Source organism: Paraburkholderia sp. OAS925, from assembly GCF_040543975.1.
GTDB classification, from domain to species: domain Bacteria; phylum Pseudomonadota; class Gammaproteobacteria; order Burkholderiales; family Burkholderiaceae; genus Paraburkholderia; species Paraburkholderia graminis.
This window is the reverse complement of sequence record NZ_JBEUNO010000002.1, coordinates 570,973-588,102: the sequence shown is the minus strand read 5'-3', so window position 1 is coordinate 588,102 and position 17,130 is coordinate 570,973. Positions and strand designations below refer to the sequence as shown.

Genomic DNA, 17,130 nt, shown 5'->3' with positions numbered 1-17,130 from the left:
TTTTGCGCTGCCACCATCGACTCAACCCCTGCGACGGGTCCAGTGAGACATTCGGAGACAACCATGTCAGCAATTCATCCATCGGCCGCCGGCGATCCCGCCGCCGCGCTGTACAGCAAGCTCAATTGGCGGCTTCTGCCGTTTCTGGTGACCTGCTACATGTTTGCGTATCTGGATCGCGTGAACGTCGGCTTCGCGAAATTGCAGATGCAGACCGACCTCGGTTTCTCCGACGCCGCGTATGGCGTGGGCGCGGGCATTTTCTTCATCGGCTACGTGTTGTTCGAATTGCCGAGCAACCTGATGCTGCCGAAGGTCGGCGCGCGCAAGACCTTCAGCCGCATTCTGGTGCTGTGGGGCATCACATCCGCGTGCATGCTGTTCGTGCGCAGCGTGCCCGCGTTTTACGCGATGCGCTTTCTGCTCGGCGTATTCGAAGCGGGCTTTGCTCCGGGCATGATCTATTACCTGTCGTGCTGGTATGGACCGGCGCGCATGGCGCGAGCCATTGCGCTCGTGTTCGTCGCGGGACCGCTGGGCGGCATTGTCGGCGGCCCGGTGTCGGCGTGGCTGATGACGAATCTCGCCGGCGTCGGCGGCCTCGCGGGCTGGCAGTGGATGTTTCTCGTCGAAGGCTTGCCGTGCATCGTGCTCGGCCTGCTGACGCTGCGCGTGATCTCCGATCGACCCGCCGAAGCACGCTGGCTCAACGACCGTGAAAGAGCCTTGCTCGACGGCGAAACCGCGCCGACCCAGCATCGCGCGGATTCGTTCAAGGCGGTGCTGAAAAGCCCGCGCGTGTATGTGCTTGCGCTGGCTTACTTCAGCGTCATTTTTCCGATCTACGCGATCAGCTTCTGGCTGCCGACGCTGCTCAAGGAGCAGGGCGTGAAAGACACGCTGCGGCTAGGCTGGTACACGGCAATTCCTTATGTGGCCGCGGCCGTCTGCATGTATCTCGCCGGCCGCAGTTCCGACCGGCTCGGCGAGCGCCGCTATCACTTCGCGATTCCCGCACTGGGCGCCGCGGTCTTCCTGATCGCAGCGATCCTTGCCGACGGCAATCTGCCGCTTACGCTTGTCGCGCTGACGCTCGGCACCGCTTGCCTGTGGATGGCCTACACGGTGTTCTGGGCGATCCCGTCGCAACTCGTCGAAGGAACGGCGGCGGCGGGCGGAATCGCGCTCATCAATACGGTCGGATTGTCGGGCGGTTTCTGGGGCCCGGCAGTAGTCGGCTGGACGAAGGCGGGGACCGGCAGCATGCATGCGGGACTCTTCGTCATGGCTTGCGCGGCCGCGCTGGCCGCCGTTCTCATCCTCAAGGGCAAGCTGACGCTCAAGCAGGAATAGCGGCTTCGAAGCTGCGTTCGCTCAGATTGCTCACGGCATGACAAATAGGCATCCGAATTAATTCGTGGATGCGCCCGAGTGCGTTCGCGCACGAGTCAAACATAGCAAGGTGACTTCAATGAAAATCCTGATCGCCGGTTTCCAGCACGAAACCAATACCTTTGCGCCGACCAAGGCATCGTACGAGAGTTTCGTTCAAGGCGAGGGATTCCCGCCGATGGTGCGCGGCGCCAGCGTGCTCAATCTGCGCGACGTCAACGTGCCGATCGGCGGTTTCATCAAGGTCATGGAAGCGAATGGCCGCGAGTTGAAGCCGGTGATCTGGGCGGGCGCGAGCGCGTCGGCGCATGTCACCACCGACGCCTTCGAGCACATCGGCGGCGAGATTATCGCGGCGGTCGAACAAGGCGGCTTCGATGCGATCTATCTCGACCTGCACGGCGCGATGGTGACCGAGCAACACGACGATGGCGAGGGCGAGTTGCTCGAGCGCGTGCGGCGGATCGTCGGCGAGCGGATGCCGGTGGTCGTGTCGCTCGATCTGCATGCGAACGTCACCGCGCGCATGTTCGCTCACGCGAGCGCGCTCGTCGCATATCGCACGTATCCGCACGTCGACATGGCGGAAACCGGCGAGCGCGCCGCGCGCATTCTCGAAGACCTGATGCGCGAGCGGCGGCCGTTGCATCGCGCGGTGCGCCGCGTTCCTTTCCTGATTCCGGTGAACGGCATGTGCACGCTCGTCGAGCCCGCGAACGACATGTATCGCATGCTCGCCGAGCTGGAGAAACGGCCGGTTGTCTCGGTGTCGTTCGCGCCAGGTTTCCCGGCGGCGGATTTCCCCGAGTGCGGCCCGACGATCTGGGCCTATTCGTTCGACGAAGAAGCAGCCGCGCAAGCCGCCGATGCCTTGTTCGCGAAGATCGTCGGCGAGGAAGCGCGCTGGGACGTGCCCTTTCTCTCGCCCGATGAAGCCGCGCTCGAGGCGATCCGCCTGAGCGCGTCCGCAACGCGCCCGGTCATCATCGCGGATACGCAGGACAACCCCGGCGTGGGCGGCGATTCGAACACCATGGGCATGGTGCGTGCGCTGTTGCGCCACGGTGCGACCGATGCGGCCGTGGGCGTGATCTGGGACGCGCAAGCCGCGGCGGCGGCGCATCGTGCGGGTGTCGGCGCGAAGATTGCGCTGCGGCTCGGCGGCGGTTCCGGTGTGGAAGGCGACTCGCCGCTCGAAGCCGAATTCGAAGTCGAGCACTTGTCGGACGGGCGCTTCCGCTTCGACGGCCCGATGCTGAACGGCATGGAAGGGGAATTGGGACCGGTCGCCTGCTTGCGGATAGAAGGCGTGCGCATTGCCGTGAGCTCCGTGAAGATGCAGATCTTCGATCGCAATCTGTTCCGCGTGGCGGGCATCGAGCCGGAGCAAATGAAGATTCTCGTCAACAAGAGTTCGGTGCATTTTCGCGCGGATTTCGAAGCGATCGCCGAGGCGATTCTCGTCGCCAAAGCGCCTGGCCCGATGGCCGCCGATCCGGCCGATCTGCCGTGGGAACATCTCGCCCCGGACATGCGCGTGCGGCCGCTCGGACCGTCGTTCAGCGAATTGAATACGGTAGCCGGCTGATTCGATTCGCAGAGGTTTTTGTATCGCAGTGTATCCACGCCGTGTCGAGATAAACGCCGTTGCATTAAACGGCTTTGCGAAAACATTGCAGATACGTCGGCGGGGTTAAATGTCTACACGCAAGGTTGATTCGCAACACTGCGCCGGATTCGGGTGACACGCTAGCTCGCAGCTTCCTGCTGCCGCGTGTTTCAACCGAACCTCGACCTTTATATGCCGTCTTTATCTGGAGAAAGCTCATGAAACTCGTTCAATCCCTTCTCGTTGCAGCACTCGTTGCCGTTCCTGCCGTCTCGTTCGCTCAATCGACTCACGCTTTGACGCGTGCCGATGTGCGCGCGGAACTCGTCCAGTTGCAGAAGGCCGGCTACAACCCGGCCAGCGACAACACGCAATATCCGAGCAACATCGAAGCGGCCGAAGCGCGCATTGCCGCCCAGAACGGCTCGGCATCCGCCGCATATGGCGGCGTCGAGCAAAGCCGCTCCGCGGCGGGTTCGCACTCGTCGGTGAACCACGTGTCGACTTCGCAGCAAGACGTGGTCGGTCTCGGCCCGATCTACGCGCATTCGTGATTCACGCGACGGCGCGCTTAACCGGGCGTAAAGCGCGCGTCGTCAACTCTCTCGTCGGAAGAAAAACAAATGACAAGACTTCTCAAGAAATTCGCCGGTGCCGCGCTGTTGCTCGGCGGCCTGTTTGCGCTGCAGGCTGCGCACGCCGCGCCGCCGCAGGATCTGAAGGGCAAGAACGTCGTGCTCGTGCACGGTGCGTTCGCCGACGGTTCCAGTTGGGAAAAAGTGATTCCGCTACTCGAAGCGCGAGGGGCGCACGTGGTCGCCGTGCAAAATCCGCTGAGCTCGTTGGCCGACGATGTAGCGGCGACCAAACGCGTGATCGAGCAGCAGGACGGACCTGTGGTGCTGGTCGGCCATTCGTGGGCAGGCGTGGTCATCAGTGAAGCAGGCAACGAAGAGAAGGTCAAAAACCTCGTCTATGTCGCCGCGTTTGCGCCGGACAGCGGTCAGTCCATCGACGACATCACCAAAGGAAAGCCGGCGCCCGTGTGGGCCGGCGAGTTGCAGAAAGACTCGGCCGGCTATCTGACTCTGTCGACGAAAGCCGTACTCGAGGATTTCGCGCAGGACGTGCCTTTGCCGCAACGCCGTGTGATCGCGGCGACGCAAGGTCCGTGGGCCTCGGCCTGTATCGGCGAGAAGGTCACGAAAGCGGCGTGGCACGACAAGCCGTCGTATTTCGTGGTGACCGGGCAGGACCGCATGATCGACCCGCATCTGCAACAGGCGATGGCGAAGAACATCGGCGCGCACGTCACGATGGCTAATGCAAGCCACGTCGTAATGGTCAGTCAGCCGAAGCTGGTCGCCGACACGATCATCGCGGCAGCGAAAGCGGCGCAATAGCAGCAGGCGGGCTTGCAGGCCGTGCACATACAAACGTCAGCTTAATGAGTTGTTCGGGCGCCCGCGTGTCGGGGCGCCCGAGCAACTCGTTGTCGTTACCGGCGATGATCCCTTCCGTGCGGGCCGTCGCCAGCGGCCTCGCGCGCTCGGACACGGCTAACCGAAAGTACACCACCGCATGACGAGGGCAAACCTTAGTAGGGGGTAGACGACCCCATGTCTGATGGTGCGAACCCCGCCCCGCATGATCTTATTCTGCCAAGCCGTCCGACGTGGCGGTGCCAGGAGAACGAAGATGACCTTCATCCATTGGACCGTGTCGCGTGAAGTCTCGCCCAACTCCCTGCTGAAAATCCGAACTCGCGCGGCAAGACGTTGGTTGCTCTGGACGGCTCGCGTGCTCGCCGTATTCATAGCGATAAGCATGCCCGCGGCACATGCAGCGACGCTCTACGCACAGCCGTATCGCGCCGGCGGTTATCTGCTGCCGCTTCTCTGGCTGCTCGCAACGGGCTTCGCGGTGCTCGCGGCGGCTTTGGCGGTGCATGCTTACGAGCAACGTTCGTGCATCGCGCGGCTTGCCGCCGCGATCGAACAACGCAGCAGCACGGGCACCTTGCCACAAAGTTTGCCGGAATTCGGGCCGCCCACGGTCGCGCGGCTCGCGCGTGCGATCAACGGCGCGCAGCGCTGCGAGGCCGAACGCGTCGCCGAACTGCTCGACGTGCTGGCGGCCTACGCACACGATCTGCGCACGCCGCTGACCCGCATGGCCCTGCGCTGCGAGCGAGTCGACGAAGGAGAATTGCGCAACGCAATGGAGCGCGACATCGCGGAGATGAACGAACTGGTCGAAGCGAGTCTCGCCTGCGCGCGGATGCAATGCTGCGCCGGCGCTCCGCTGCGGCGCTTCGATGCGGACGGACTGCTTGGCGCGCTCGTCGATAACTACAAGGACATGGGCCGCTCCGTCGAACTCGAAGGCGAGGTCGGCCACCCGGTCGTGACGTGTCCGCATGCGCTGCGCCGTGTGCTCGTCAATCTGATCGACAACGGATTGCGCTATGGCAACGACGTGCGCCTGTGCGTGCGCGTCGATGCTCGTCGCGTGGTGGTCGCGGTGGTCGATTCGGGGCCGGGCATTGTGCCGGCCGAAATGGAAGCGGTATTCGCGCCCTGGTATCGTGCGCCGCAGACGGCAGCGCGTGCGCCGGGATCGGGCCTGGGACTCGCAATCGCTCGGCGCCTGACACTCGCGATGCAGGGCGAACTGCAACTGGAAAATCGCCATAGCGGCGGACTCGAAGCGAGATTGACGCTGCCTCTCGCGGCGTGAACTCGCACCGTTCCTTGGTGGCATGCAAACGTCACGGCGACCGCGCAATGTGCGCGCAATGCACGCGCAATGCAGTCGCCGTGACTCACGCGCCGCCTAACGCAGACTGCGGAACGCAGCGCGAACTTCGGTCGCGAAGAGTTGCGGCTGTTCCCACGCGGCGAAGTGGCCTCCTTTATCGACTTCGTTGAAATAGATCAGATTGTGATAGGCGCGCTCGGTCCAGCTACGCGGCGCCTGATAGATCTCTCCAGGAAAGACCGTCACTGCCGCAGGCAACGAGATATCGACCGCGTTGAAGTTGTTCGAATGATCTTCCCAGTAGATTTGTGCAGCGGACGTGGCGCTGTCCGTCAGCCAGTAGAGCGAGATGTCGTCGAGAATTTCGTCGCGTGTGAGCGAGCGTTCCGGCACGCCGCCGCTATACGTCCATTGCGAAATCTTGTCGTACATCCATGCGGCCTGGCCGACAGGCGAATCCGCGAGTGCGTAGCCGACGGTCTGCGGCCGCGTCACCATCATCTGCGCATAGCCGCAATTGTCGCGATAGAAAACATTCAGCGAGTCATACGCCGCTTTCTCTTTCGGCGACAGATTGGCGGGCGCGGGTTCTCCCAGCGTGAGCAGCGTCGCGATGTCCGGCGGCACGGTCGCCGGCATGTTGACGTGAATACCGATCAGCCCTTTGACCTTCTGCATCGCCATGCGGTGCGAGATCACCGATCCGCAATCGCCGCCTTGCGAAACGAAGCGCGTGTAGCCGAGCCGCGCCATCAGTTCACCCCATGCACGCGCAATGTGATCCGATCCCCAGCCGGTCTTCTTCGGTTGTTCTGAGAAGCCAAAACCGGGCAGCGAAGGAACGACGACGTGAAACGCGTCGTCAGCGCTGCCGCCATACGCGGTCGGATCGGTGAGCGGCCCGATGGCCTTGATCAGCTCGAAGATCGAGCCAGGCCAGCCGTGCGTCATGATGAGCGGCAACGCATTTTTGTGGCGCGAACGTACGTGGATGAACTGGATATCGAGCCCGTCGATTTCAGTCATGAACATCGGCAGCGCGTTCAGTTTGGCTTCGCCTTTGCGCCAGTCGTAATCGGTGCCCCAGTACTTCGCGAGCGCCTGCATTCTGGCGAGCCGCACGCCTTGCGATTCGTCGGCGACGGTTTCCTTGCCAGGCCAGCGCGTGGCCGCGATGCGCCGGCGCAGATCGGCGAGGTCGGCTTCCGGCACGTTGACCTTGAACGGACGGATCTTGCTGTCGCCTGCGGCGGCGAACACCGAGCCGGGAATCAGCCCCATCGCGCCGACTGCAACGGAGGCGGCCAGCACGTGACGTCGAGCGGGAGAAAACGGTGTTGAAGACATATTTTTATTTCCTGACGCTATGAGAAACCGGCGCGCTCATCGCGGCGAGCCGGCAAGTTATCGATCAGTCGACTCGCGTTCAATGATGTGCATACGGCGCGATGGATGTATTCGATGCGTCCGATGCGTGCGGCGCCGAACGCGAGCCGGCCTGCGAAGTCGTGTCGTGCATGCCGCCGTACGATTGCGCGTCGATGTCCGCGTTCGCCATCAGAGAGGTTTGTTCGGCGCGAACGGTCTCGGCGCTCTGGCCGCGTTGCGACGACGGTGCGCCGATCAGCGGGTCGTAGTGGGGCGCGGGGCCGTAGCCGCTGCTGGCGAAAACCGGCGCGGCGATCGCGGCGCTGGTGGAAAGAACGGCGGCGATGACGAGACGCTTGATCATGATGAAACCTCCAAGATTGAATGGAAAAACTTAGCTACCCTGATAGATCTTGCTGAGTGCCGCGAGCTGGCCGTCCTTCTGGGCGCGCACCAGTTCCTGACGAACTTCGGCGCGCGTCTTCGCTGTCGTTGCGGGCTGAACCGGCGCCCACTGAGTTGCTTGCTGCGCGTCGTAGCTGCCGGAGTTTGCTGTGGCGGAATTGACCGCCGGATTTGCTGCATAAGCGGAAACAGTCATTGCCGAAGCGGCGAAAGCAGTAAAGGCCAAAGCGATGATCGAGACTTTCATGTCGTTCTCCTGGAACAGTTCAAATGGAAAGCATCCGTACGGGCATCTGCGAGCCGCTATCGGCAGTGAGGCTTGCCGTGCTGCGTCGATCAGAGTCCGTCGTTGGAATGCATTAGAACCGGGAGAGGTATCTGGCTTGTGTCGTGCGAAGGGGCTATTGCAAGTCTGTGTATCGCTTTGGACTTCATACACATTGAGAAACAAATTTCTGCGTTCGCTGCTACTCAGCTTTTGCCGGATCGAATGCCATGTCCGTTTTGTATCCCAATGTATCTACACAACCGGGCGACACATAACGTTGCACTGGCGTGTGTCGTGGACATACGGCGGATACTTTGAAGGCGTCTAATACTTCCACGCCGGCCGGACTGGCAACGCGCAGGCTCTCGCAAGTTTTCATTCAAAAAAGGAAATAGCCATGACTGAACAGATTAATAACCGGCGTCGTCGTCTGCTCGGTACGACCGTCGCGGGCATCAGCCTGATGGAACTTGGTTTGAGCGGACTCGCGCATGCGCAGTCCACTGGCGCGAAGGCGGGCGCGGGCGCGACCTCCTTCGAGAACCTTCGGCAGATCAACGCGGGCACGCTGAACATCGGTTATGCAGAAGCGGGTCCGCAAAACGGCCCCGTCGTGATCCTGTTGCACGGCTGGCCGTACGACATTTACAGCTACGTCGAAGTCGCGCCGCTGCTGGCCGCCGCCGGCTATCGGGTGATCGTGCCGTATCTGCGCGGCTACGGCTCGACGCGCATTCTCTCGGCAGATACGCCGCGTAACGGGCAGCAGGCCGTCATCGCTCTCGACATCATCAATCTGATGGACGCGCTGAAGATCGACAAGGCCATTTTCGGCGGCTTCGATTGGGGCGCGCGCACCGTCAACATCATTGCGGCGCTGTGGCCGGAACGCTGCAAGGCGATGGTGTCGGTGAGCGGTTATCTGATCGGCAGCCAGGAAGCCAACAAGGCGCCGTTGCCGCCGAAAGCGGAACTCGCGTGGTGGTATCAGTTCTACTTCGCGACCGAGCGCGGCGCAGCGGGCTACGACGCAAACCGTCACGACTTCAACAAGCTGATCTGGCATACCGCGTCGCCCAAATGGAATTTCGACGACGCGACGTTCGAGCGCTCGGCGGCATCGTTCGTCAATCCGGATCACGTCGCGATCGTGATTCACAACTACCGCTGGCGTCTCGGACTCGCGCAGGGCGAACCGCAATACGACGATCTGGAAAAGCGTCTCGCGAAGGGGCCGACTATCTCCGTGCCGACCATCACGATGGAAGGCGACGCCAACGGCGCGCCGCATCCCGAGCCGTCGGCCTACGCGAAGAAGTTCACCGGCAAGTACGCGCATCGCAATGTCGGCGGCGGCACTGGGCATAACCTGCCGCAGGAAGCGCCGAAAGCCTTCGCCGACGCCGTCATCGACGTCGCCCGTTTTTAAGCGGACGAAGCGGACGAAGCGGAGACAGGCACATGACGATGCAGATGCGAAAAGTACGGACCGCATACGTTGCGCTGAGCGCGGCGCTCTTGCTCGGCGCAGTCGCGGAACACGCGCTGGCGGGGCCCGCGAAGTCGGCGCCGTCGCCGATCTACGGGGTGACGATTCCCGACGGCTACCGCAAGTGGCAGATGATCGCGCCGGCCGAAGAGGCCGCGCCGCTCGACGAGCTGCGCGTCGTGCTCGGCAACCCCGCGGCGATCAAGGCGATCGAGAACTCGACGTTGCCTTATCCGGACGGCACGATCCTGGTCAAGCTCGCATACAAGCGCAAGCAGTCGCCCGAGTTCGCGACCGCGACGATTCCCGGACCGCCCACCACGGTCCAGGTGATGGTGAAGGACTCGCGCCGTTATGCATCGACGGGCGGTTGGGGTTTCGGGCGCTTCGTCAACGGCCAGCCGGTCGATGCCGCACAACACCAGACCTGCTTCGCGTGTCACGCGGCGAAGGTCAAGGATCGCGACTACGTGTTCACGCGATTCGCGCCGTAAGCGCGGCGGCGCTCCCCACACTTCCGACCCAACGCCCGCTGTCTTTTTTAGCAACACATCAGCGATGGATTGCTTCAACGTGCAACAGCCCTTATCACGCTGACCTAGCGCGCGGATCGCTCCAGCTTTCCTCCTCTCCTTAGTCCGGCGCGTCTTGCGCCGGAACCATGCCGCAATGGCATGCGACTTGCCTCGAACGGTTCGCAGCCAGACTGCGTTCCCCAGACGATGGCGTCGCCGTCCGGCTTCGCATCGATAACTCAACAGCAAGCATGTGATGTGTGACCGGAGCAGCGCTTTACTCAAGCTCGGGTCGACACCAGGAGACAAGGATGAAAGCACGTTCGATTCGGACGATGCGGCGAGGAGCGCTTGCGATAAGCGTCGCCGCGGCCGTCGGTTTGTCATGCGCAACGGCGGCGGTGGCCGACGATTATCCAGCCGTCACCTACGAACGGCTCACCGCCGCGCAAAGCGATCCCGGCTGGCTCACGTACTACCGCACCTACAACGGCCAGGCGCACTCGCCGCTCAAGCAGATCGACACGTCGAATGTGAAGCAGTTGAAGCAGGTCTGGAGCTACAAGTTTCCGGCCGAACTGCAACAGGGCTTCGAAGCGACGCCGATCGTCAACGGCCGTTATCTCTTCGTGACCACGCCGAAAGACAACGTCTACGCGTTCGACGCGGCAAGCGGCAAGCAACTGTGGAAGTTCGAACCGAAGCTCAGCGCCGAATCGTTCAAGACCGCCTGCTGCGACGTGATCAATCGCGGCGTCGCGCTATACGGCAAGAACGTCTATGTGGCGATGCTCAACGGCGAGGTCGTCGCGCTCGATGCGCAAACGGGATCGCCGACGTGGCGCAAGGCGATGTTCGAGCCCGGAGTCGGCTACGCGTTTTCGCTTGCGCCACTCGCGCTCGACGGCGCGCTGGTGGTCGGCAGCGCGGGCGGCGAATATGGCGCGCGCGGCTTTATCGCGGCGTTGAATCCCGACAACGGCAACGTGCTGTGGAAGCGCTTCACCGTGCCCGCGGCCGGCGAGAAGGGTGGGAACACATGGCCCGACGGCATGCAGGAGCACGGCGGCGCGCCGGCCTGGCTGACGGGCACGTATGACGCGGCATCGAAAACGCTGTACTGGGGCGTCGGCAATCCCGGACCTTGGCTCGCGGATCTGCGGCCGGGCGACAACCTGTATTCGGATTCGCTGCTCGCGCTCGATCCGAAGACCGGCGATCTCAAATGGCATTACCAGTACACGAAACACGATACCTGGGACTATGACGGCGTCAACACGCCGGTGCTTGCCAATATCAAGTATCAGGACAAGGACTACGACGCGATCATCCATGCGGACCGCAATGGCTACTTTCACGCAATCGACCGGTCGACGGGCAAGCTGATCTACGCGAAGCCCTTCGTCAAGGCCACCTCCGTGACCGGCTATACAGCGGACGGCGCGCCGATCCAGGACCCGGCGAAATATCCGAAGACCGGCACGACGATCGAAACGTGCCCGAGCTTTCTCGGCGGCAAGAACTGGTGGTCGGTTTCGTACGACCCGGACAAGCACATCGCGATCGTTCCCGCGCTGCATGCGTGCATGTCGCTGTCCGGCAAGTCGGTCACGTACATGGAAGGACTGCCGTACCTCGGCGAAGGCTTCGAGATCAAGCCGGAGCCCGGCAGCAAGGGCTACGGCGAACTGCAGGCTATCGACGTCGGCACCGGCAAGAAGCTGTGGAGTTTCTGGAGCAAGCTGCCGTGGAACGGCGGCGTCGCGACGACCGCGGGCGGTCTCGCGTTTAGCGGTTCGCTCGACGGCCATCTGTACGCATTCGACACGGCAACCGGAAAAGTGCTCTGGAAGAGCCCGAAACTGGCGAGCGGGATTGTGGCGCAACCGTCGGTATTCGAAGTCGACGGCAAGGAGTACGTGGCGATTCTCGCCGGCTACGGCGGGGCCAATCCGATCTGGGGCGGACCGATGGCGAAGGCCGCGGAGAAGGTCCCGCGCGGCGGCACGCTCTACGTGTTCGCACTCAATCGCGGCTGATGCCCACGCGGCGCCGGCGCCGGTCCTGCCCGATGCACATTCGCTCGAGCAACCTGGCTGCGGCGGCGCCGCTTCTTTCCGGAAGCAAGACCATGAAGACTCGACTCAACTCTTTCGCACTCGCCGGCGCGTTGCTCGCAAGCGGCGCGCTGATGCCCGGCCACGCGAGCGCGGGCGTGCGCGTCTGCACGTTTCCAGGCAGTCCGTCGACGGCACTCGACGAGGCCGTGACGCGCGAAGCGTTTCGCACCGCGGGCATCGCCTTTACGCTCACGCCAGGCGGCTTCGCGAGCAGCGACGACGACGGCGTGTCGCTGAAGGAACTCGACAAGGCGCTCGCGCGCAAGTGCGATGCGATCGCCGGCTTCCCGCGCTCGGATATCGCGGACGGCTCCGGCAGCAAGCTCGTTTTCTCGCGTGCCTATCTGCGCTCGGGTTACGTGAGCGTGACGATGCAGGAATCCGCGGCGCATGCGGGCGGCGCGGAAATCGTCGCGGCCACTTATGCGAGCCCCGCGCAGTTGATCGCCGTGCAACAGCCCAATGTGAAGCTCGATCTGCAGAACACGGCCGAGCTTACCGTCGATGCCGTCGCAAGCGGGCATGCGCAGCGCGCGATCGTCTGGTATCCGACTGTCGTCGCTTATACGAACACGCATCCTGGGCGGAGCTTTCATATCGCGCAAGCCGCTTCGGCGTATGCGGACTGGCACCTGGTATTTGCGTTCGGCAAAAACTCGGTGCGGCGTTGCAGCCGCGTATCGACGCCGCGTTGCGCAAGATGGAGTCCGACGGCAGGCTCGCCGCGTTGACGCGCGGCTGGACGTTGCCGCGCATGACGCAGGCGAGTGCGCCCGACGCAGCGGCGTTTCTCTATCGCGACGGTCCTCGGCGTGCCGACGTTAAATCGCCGATCATGCGAGCCGGCGGCCGTGAGATCGAGCGCGGCCATTTCATCAAGGTCGATGCAGCCGTGCCCGCGGACGCGCCGGCTTTCGATCGCGCGCAGGTCGCGCATGGCAAGACGCTGTACTCGAGCGCGTGCGCGAAGTGCCACGGTCCCGAGTTGCAAGGATTGAACGCGCCGGCGTTGCGCGGCCCGTCGTTCGCGCCGACCTCGAATGCGAAGCTGACCATCGGCGGTGTGTATGGATACATGGCGAACAACATGCCGGCGGACCGTCCGGGCAAGATGAAGCCGCAGGATTACGCGGACATCATGGCGTTTCTGCTGTATTCGAACGGCTACAGCGCTGGAAAGACGAAGTTGACGGATGAGAGCGCGAGGGCTTCGTCGAAACCGTTGAACGCGGGTAGCTCGCTAAGTGCAGGCACTTCGCAATAGCGTCGTGAAGCGCTGAAAAGCCAACGCGCAAGCGCAAACTTCGGCAAGACAGAAAGCGCCCGGCGGTTCTTCCGAGCAACGGAGAATCGCCGGGTGCTTCATGCGTGTGCGTCAATAACGCCATTCGGCACGCAACCGCAAATCACTCCACCCAGCCGCGCTGCCGCGCATGTTCGATGAAACGGTAAACGTCCGTGGCGAGGTCCGACGCGTTGAACATAGCCTCGAGCTCGCCGATGATGTCATCGAGTTCGCGCTTGCCGTCGCAGCGGCTCAAAATTTCGCCTGCGCTCGGATTCAATCTGATGACGCCTTGCGGCGAGAGCAGCACATAGCCGTCTTCGGCGACTTCCCGTTGCAGGCGAAAGTGCGCGCGCAAATTCGGCCTCGGACCGATGCAGCGTTCAATATTCTGAGCGGTCATACGAGGCACGCCTTTTTGTCCGTTGTGGCAGGCCGCCGCGCGCGACACGTTCGGTGACGCGCGGGCGGCGCTTCATGCTTGCTTCAGCGTGTGGCGATATACATCGTGACTTCGAAACCGAAACGCAGATCGGTGTAGGCGGGGGTAGTCCACTGCATGGCTGTCTCCTTGGATAGGACGTTTGATTAAAAACCGCATCGGTGAAGCGGTCCCGTGCTCAAACGCAAGGTCCATGCCGAACTTATCCATGTGTGCTTGCAGCCCACGTAAAGCGCGAGCAAGCCGCCGATGCCCGAGCGCTGTTCAATTCCGGCACACTCGTGTTGCACAACAGAGCAGTGCAATGCGCGCGATTCACGCGGCGTCTTCGCTATTGTTCGCGCCGTGCGCCGGCAGCTTGCGATAGATCGTATTGCGCGAGATGCCGAGCGTGCGAGCCGCCGCCGACACGTTGCCGCCATGCTGCGCGAGCGCATTCGCGATCACGCTCGCGGCGACGTCATGCAGCCGCCCGCTGGGCAGCGGCAACGCATCCGCTGCATGCGTGGACGATGGCCGCGCGGCGCGCAGATCGTCGAAGAAGTCGTCCGGCAGATGCTCGCGGCGAATTTCGCCGTCGGCATCCACCATCACGGCCGCGGTGCGCAGCAGATTGCCGAGCTGGCGAAAGTTGCCGGGCCACGCGCATTGCTCGAAGAGCGTCATCACGTCGCCGGCGATGCTGAGCGGCTGGTCGCCGGCGTTCTCGGCCGACGCGCAATCGAGCATCTTCTTGATCACCGCCGACAAATCGGTGCGTTCGCGCAGCGGCGGCAATTTGACGACCAGTCCATTGAGCCGGTAGTACAAATCCTCGCGAAAGCGGCTCTGCGCGATCATTTCGCGCAGATCGCGATGCGTTGCGCAAATGATCGCGACATCGACGGGAATCGACTTGGCGGAGCCGAGCGGGTTCACGAGACGCTCCTGCAGCACGCGCAACAGGCGCACTTGCAACGGGTACGGCATGTCGCCGATTTCATCGAGAAAAAGCGTGCCGCCGTTGGCTTGCAGCAGTTTGCCGACGGCGCCTTTGCGGCGCGCGCCGGTGAACGCGCCTTCTTCATAGCCGAACAGTTCCGACTCGATCAACGTTTCGGGGATCGACGCGCAGTTCACCGCGACGAAAGGCGCCGCGCGCCGGGGCGAATCGTTGTGGATGGCCTGCGCGAGCAGTTCCTTGCCGGTGCCCGTCTCGCCGGTGATCAGGATCGGAATGTTCTTGCCGATCACCTTGCGCACCTTCGTGATGACCGCCGCGATCCGCGGATCGCCGGTGTCGAGCTGGCTCAGCGTCGATAGCGGATTCGCGGGCGGCGCGCATGGCTCGTTGCGCTTGCCCGCCGCCGCTTCGTTCGACGTATGAAAGCGAGCGGGCTCGTCGGCGAGCGTCGTGCGGCGGAATTGCACATTGGCGCAGACCACCGCGCCGTTGCTCAGGTTCAGCGACAGATGCCGGTCGCGATGCATGCGCAGACGGTCGATCAACTGCGCGCTCGTGAGCCCGAACAGCGACGACAGCGTATGCGCGCGCAACCCTGCAAGCGGCAGCCCGAGCTGGAATTGCGCGCTGCGATTCGCGGACAGAAAGCGGCCGTCGCAGGTGAACGCGGCGATGCCTTCCATCAACGTGCCGAGGAACTCGGGGCGGCCATGAAAGGCGATCTGCAAGGTCTCACGGAACGTGTTGGCGAACAGATGATTCTCGATCATCTGCACGGACATTTTCGCAAGCGCCATGGTGTGCTGGTGATAGCTGCGATGATCGCCCGTGACGTCGAGCACGCCGATGAGATCGCCATACGGATCGAGAATCGGCACGCTCGAACAGGTCAGAAACCGGTTCGCGGCGAGATAGTGCTGCTCGCCGTGCACGACAGTCGCACTGCGTTCAGCCAGCGCCGTGCCGATTGCATTCGTGCCTTGCCGGCTCTCCGCCCAGTTCGCGCCCGGCCGCAGCGCGACTTTCTCGGCGCGCCGCAAAAAGTCGTCGTCGCCGATGGAATGAAGGATCAGACCTTCGGCGTCGGTCAGCACGATCATGCTCTGAGTGTTCACAATCTGCTCATGCAGCGTTTCCATCACCGGCGTGGCGTGCGCGCAGAGGATGCGGTTCTGCTCGAGCTTCATCGCGAGTTCGCCGGCGGGCAGCACGTCGTAATCGGGGCGCATGGACTCGCTCAGACCGAATACCTCCGAGCGTTCATGGGACTTCTGAATCGACGGCGTAAGCCAGCAAGCCTCGCGCGTGGCGATTGGGGTTGCGGCGTGATACATGTCATCGCGCATTGTCTCCTCCTGGTCGGGCCCCGGTCGTTCTGCCGGGGTCGTGCAGGTGCGACAGAATGCAAATACTGCGCCAGGCGCTTGCGATATGCGGATTCGCTTGCTTTACAGACCTGCTTTACAGACTTGCTTCTCCGACCTCGTTTCGCGACGAACGCGCACGCCACTTCGCTGGCGTCATGCCGACCTGCCGTTTGAAAACGCGCTGAAATGCGGCTTCCGATTGATACCCCACCGCCTCACCGATCTCGGCGACAGACATGCCCGTTTGCGCCAGCTTGCGTCCGGCGATCGCCATGCGGATGTCCGTGAGCACGTCGCTCGCCGAACGGCCGATCGCTTCGTCGAAGTGACGTGCGAACGTAGCACGCGACATGTGACAGAGTTCGGCGAGCGTCGGCAGCGTCCACGGCTTCCCCGGTTCGTCGAACATGGCCGCGAGAGCCGGTTGCAGGCGCTGACGCTGCGCAAGCGCAAGCAGGCCGCGCGGCGCTTCGTCGGTAGTGGACGCGCAGCGCAGGGTCAGCGCAAACAAAGCGCCCGAAAGCTGATTCACGACCGTCGCGCTGCCCGGCTGCTGCTCGAACGCTTCCTCACGCATTAATTCGATGACTCGCGCGAGCCGGCTTGCGGCGAACGCAGCGTCGCGCGCCGCTCCGTCGCCGGTGTCCGCGTTCACGCTGCTCACCAGCAAACGGCCCGGCAGATGATCGCGCATCAGTTGCTGCGGCACGGCCGGCAGCACGAAGCGCCCGCACAGCACATCGGCGCCTTCGCGTACTTTGCCGTTCGTGACGATGGTCAATCCGTCCTTCTGCTGCTCGCGCGCCGGTCGCGGCGGACTGCCGCTGCCGTCGTGCAACGTATGAGCGCTGCCCGACGGAAACAGCACGATGTCGCCGGCTTTCATGCGCAGCGCCGGTTCGCCTTTCGTTCCCGCAGCGCTTTCGATGACAGCCTCGCCGCGCAACAGCACGTGATACGGAAACTCCCACTCGTTCGATTGGGGATGGTCGAGGCGCCACGGCGAGCCGAAGTGGCAGCGCACATCGAGCCGTCCGGTCACCGGCATCAGCGAGAGCAATCGGTCGAGCAGTTCCATATGAGACGTTTGAGCATGAAGTTGCGAAAGTATGGCATTAAAGAACTCGCCGCGCATCCCTACACTGACTCCCATGCCATACGACATGG

Annotated in this window: 15 protein-coding genes and 1 pseudogene; 9 read left to right on the top strand and 7 right to left on the bottom strand. The window is 63.0% G+C overall.

Annotated elements, in window-relative coordinates:
* The first annotated feature begins 63 nt into the window (after nt 1-63).
* The 5 genes from ABIE53_RS21405 to ABIE53_RS21385 all read left to right on the top strand — a co-directional run bounded on the left by ABIE53_RS21405 (nt 64) and on the right by ABIE53_RS21385 (nt 5,740).
* Nucleotides 64-1,353, top strand: coding sequence for an MFS transporter (locus ABIE53_RS21405; protein ID WP_107706968.1), 1,290 nt, complete (start codon nt 64-66; stop codon nt 1,351-1,353).
* A gap of 118 nt (nt 1,354-1,471) precedes the next feature.
* Nucleotides 1,472-2,980, top strand: a complete 1,509-nt coding sequence (locus ABIE53_RS21400) for a M81 family metallopeptidase (RefSeq protein WP_192699649.1) — start codon at nt 1,472-1,474, stop codon at nt 2,978-2,980.
* A gap of 239 nt (nt 2,981-3,219) precedes the next feature.
* Nucleotides 3,220-3,555, top strand: a complete 336-nt coding sequence (locus tag ABIE53_RS21395; RefSeq protein WP_006047166.1) for a DUF4148 domain-containing protein — start codon at nt 3,220-3,222, stop codon at nt 3,553-3,555.
* A gap of 69 nt (nt 3,556-3,624) precedes the next feature.
* Nucleotides 3,625-4,404 (top strand): alpha/beta fold hydrolase, encoded by a 780-nt coding sequence (locus ABIE53_RS21390; protein ID WP_192699650.1) that lies wholly within the window; start codon nt 3,625-3,627, stop codon nt 4,402-4,404.
* 295 nt (nt 4,405-4,699) lie between these two features.
* Nucleotides 4,700-5,740: an ATP-binding protein gene (locus tag ABIE53_RS21385; protein WP_192699651.1), complete on the top strand. Its 1,041-nt coding sequence runs from the start codon at nt 4,700-4,702 to the stop codon at nt 5,738-5,740.
* 96 nt (nt 5,741-5,836) lie between these two features.
* On the opposite strand, the gene ABIE53_RS21380 is transcribed toward ABIE53_RS21385, so the two are convergent.
* From ABIE53_RS21380 to ABIE53_RS21370, 3 genes are all read right to left on the bottom strand, one after another.
* Complete coding sequence (locus tag ABIE53_RS21380; protein WP_114157741.1) at nt 5,837-7,108, bottom strand: epoxide hydrolase family protein; 1,272 nt, start codon at nt 7,106-7,108, stop codon at nt 5,837-5,839.
* A gap of 79 nt (nt 7,109-7,187) precedes the next feature.
* Nucleotides 7,188-7,493 carry a hypothetical protein gene (locus ABIE53_RS21375; protein ID WP_114157740.1) on the bottom strand — a complete coding sequence of 102 codons (306 nt, stop codon included), beginning with the start codon at nt 7,491-7,493 and terminating at the stop codon, nt 7,188-7,190.
* Between the two features lie 30 nt (nt 7,494-7,523).
* Nucleotides 7,524-7,781: a DUF4148 domain-containing protein gene (locus tag ABIE53_RS21370; RefSeq protein WP_006049717.1), complete on the bottom strand. Its 258-nt coding sequence runs from the start codon at nt 7,779-7,781 to the stop codon at nt 7,524-7,526.
* A gap of 418 nt (nt 7,782-8,199) precedes the next feature.
* On the opposite strand from ABIE53_RS21370, the gene ABIE53_RS21365 reads away from it, so the two are divergent.
* The 4 genes and pseudogenes from ABIE53_RS21365 to ABIE53_RS21350 all read left to right on the top strand — a co-directional run bounded on the left by ABIE53_RS21365 (nt 8,200) and on the right by ABIE53_RS21350 (nt 13,190).
* On the top strand, nt 8,200-9,231 hold the full coding sequence (locus tag ABIE53_RS21365; RefSeq protein WP_053859916.1) for an alpha/beta fold hydrolase: 1,032 nt from the start codon (nt 8,200-8,202) through the stop codon (nt 9,229-9,231).
* A gap of 44 nt (nt 9,232-9,275) precedes the next feature.
* On the top strand, nt 9,276-9,785 hold the full coding sequence (locus ABIE53_RS21360) for a cytochrome P460 family protein (protein WP_053860799.1): 510 nt from the start codon (nt 9,276-9,278) through the stop codon (nt 9,783-9,785).
* 332 nt (nt 9,786-10,117) lie between these two features.
* Nucleotides 10,118-11,845, top strand: a complete 1,728-nt coding sequence (locus tag ABIE53_RS21355) for a methanol/ethanol family PQQ-dependent dehydrogenase (RefSeq protein ID WP_006049713.1) — start codon at nt 10,118-10,120, stop codon at nt 11,843-11,845.
* A gap of 92 nt (nt 11,846-11,937) precedes the next feature.
* A pseudogene (locus ABIE53_RS21350) lies at nt 11,938-13,190 on the top strand (c-type cytochrome).
* Nucleotides 13,191-13,332: 142 nt separating this feature from the next.
* On the opposite strand, the gene pqqD reads toward ABIE53_RS21350, so the two are convergent.
* From pqqD to ABIE53_RS21330, 4 genes are all read right to left on the bottom strand, one after another.
* The gene (gene pqqD, locus ABIE53_RS21345; protein ID WP_192699653.1) at nt 13,333-13,614 is read right to left on the bottom strand and encodes a pyrroloquinoline quinone biosynthesis peptide chaperone PqqD; all 282 of its coding nucleotides are present in this window, start codon (nt 13,612-13,614) and stop codon (nt 13,333-13,335) included.
* 83 nt (nt 13,615-13,697) lie between these two features.
* Nucleotides 13,698-13,772 (bottom strand): pyrroloquinoline quinone precursor peptide PqqA, encoded by a 75-nt coding sequence (gene pqqA / locus ABIE53_RS21340; RefSeq protein WP_013341955.1) that lies wholly within the window; start codon nt 13,770-13,772, stop codon nt 13,698-13,700.
* 196 nt (nt 13,773-13,968) lie between these two features.
* On the bottom strand, nt 13,969-15,942 hold the full coding sequence (locus tag ABIE53_RS21335) for a sigma-54-dependent Fis family transcriptional regulator (protein WP_114157736.1): 1,974 nt from the start codon (nt 15,940-15,942) through the stop codon (nt 13,969-13,971).
* 115 nt (nt 15,943-16,057) lie between these two features.
* Complete coding sequence (locus ABIE53_RS21330; RefSeq protein ID WP_310075443.1) at nt 16,058-17,041, bottom strand: cupin domain-containing protein; 984 nt, start codon at nt 17,039-17,041, stop codon at nt 16,058-16,060.
* Nucleotides 17,042-17,130: the final 89 nt, after the last annotated feature.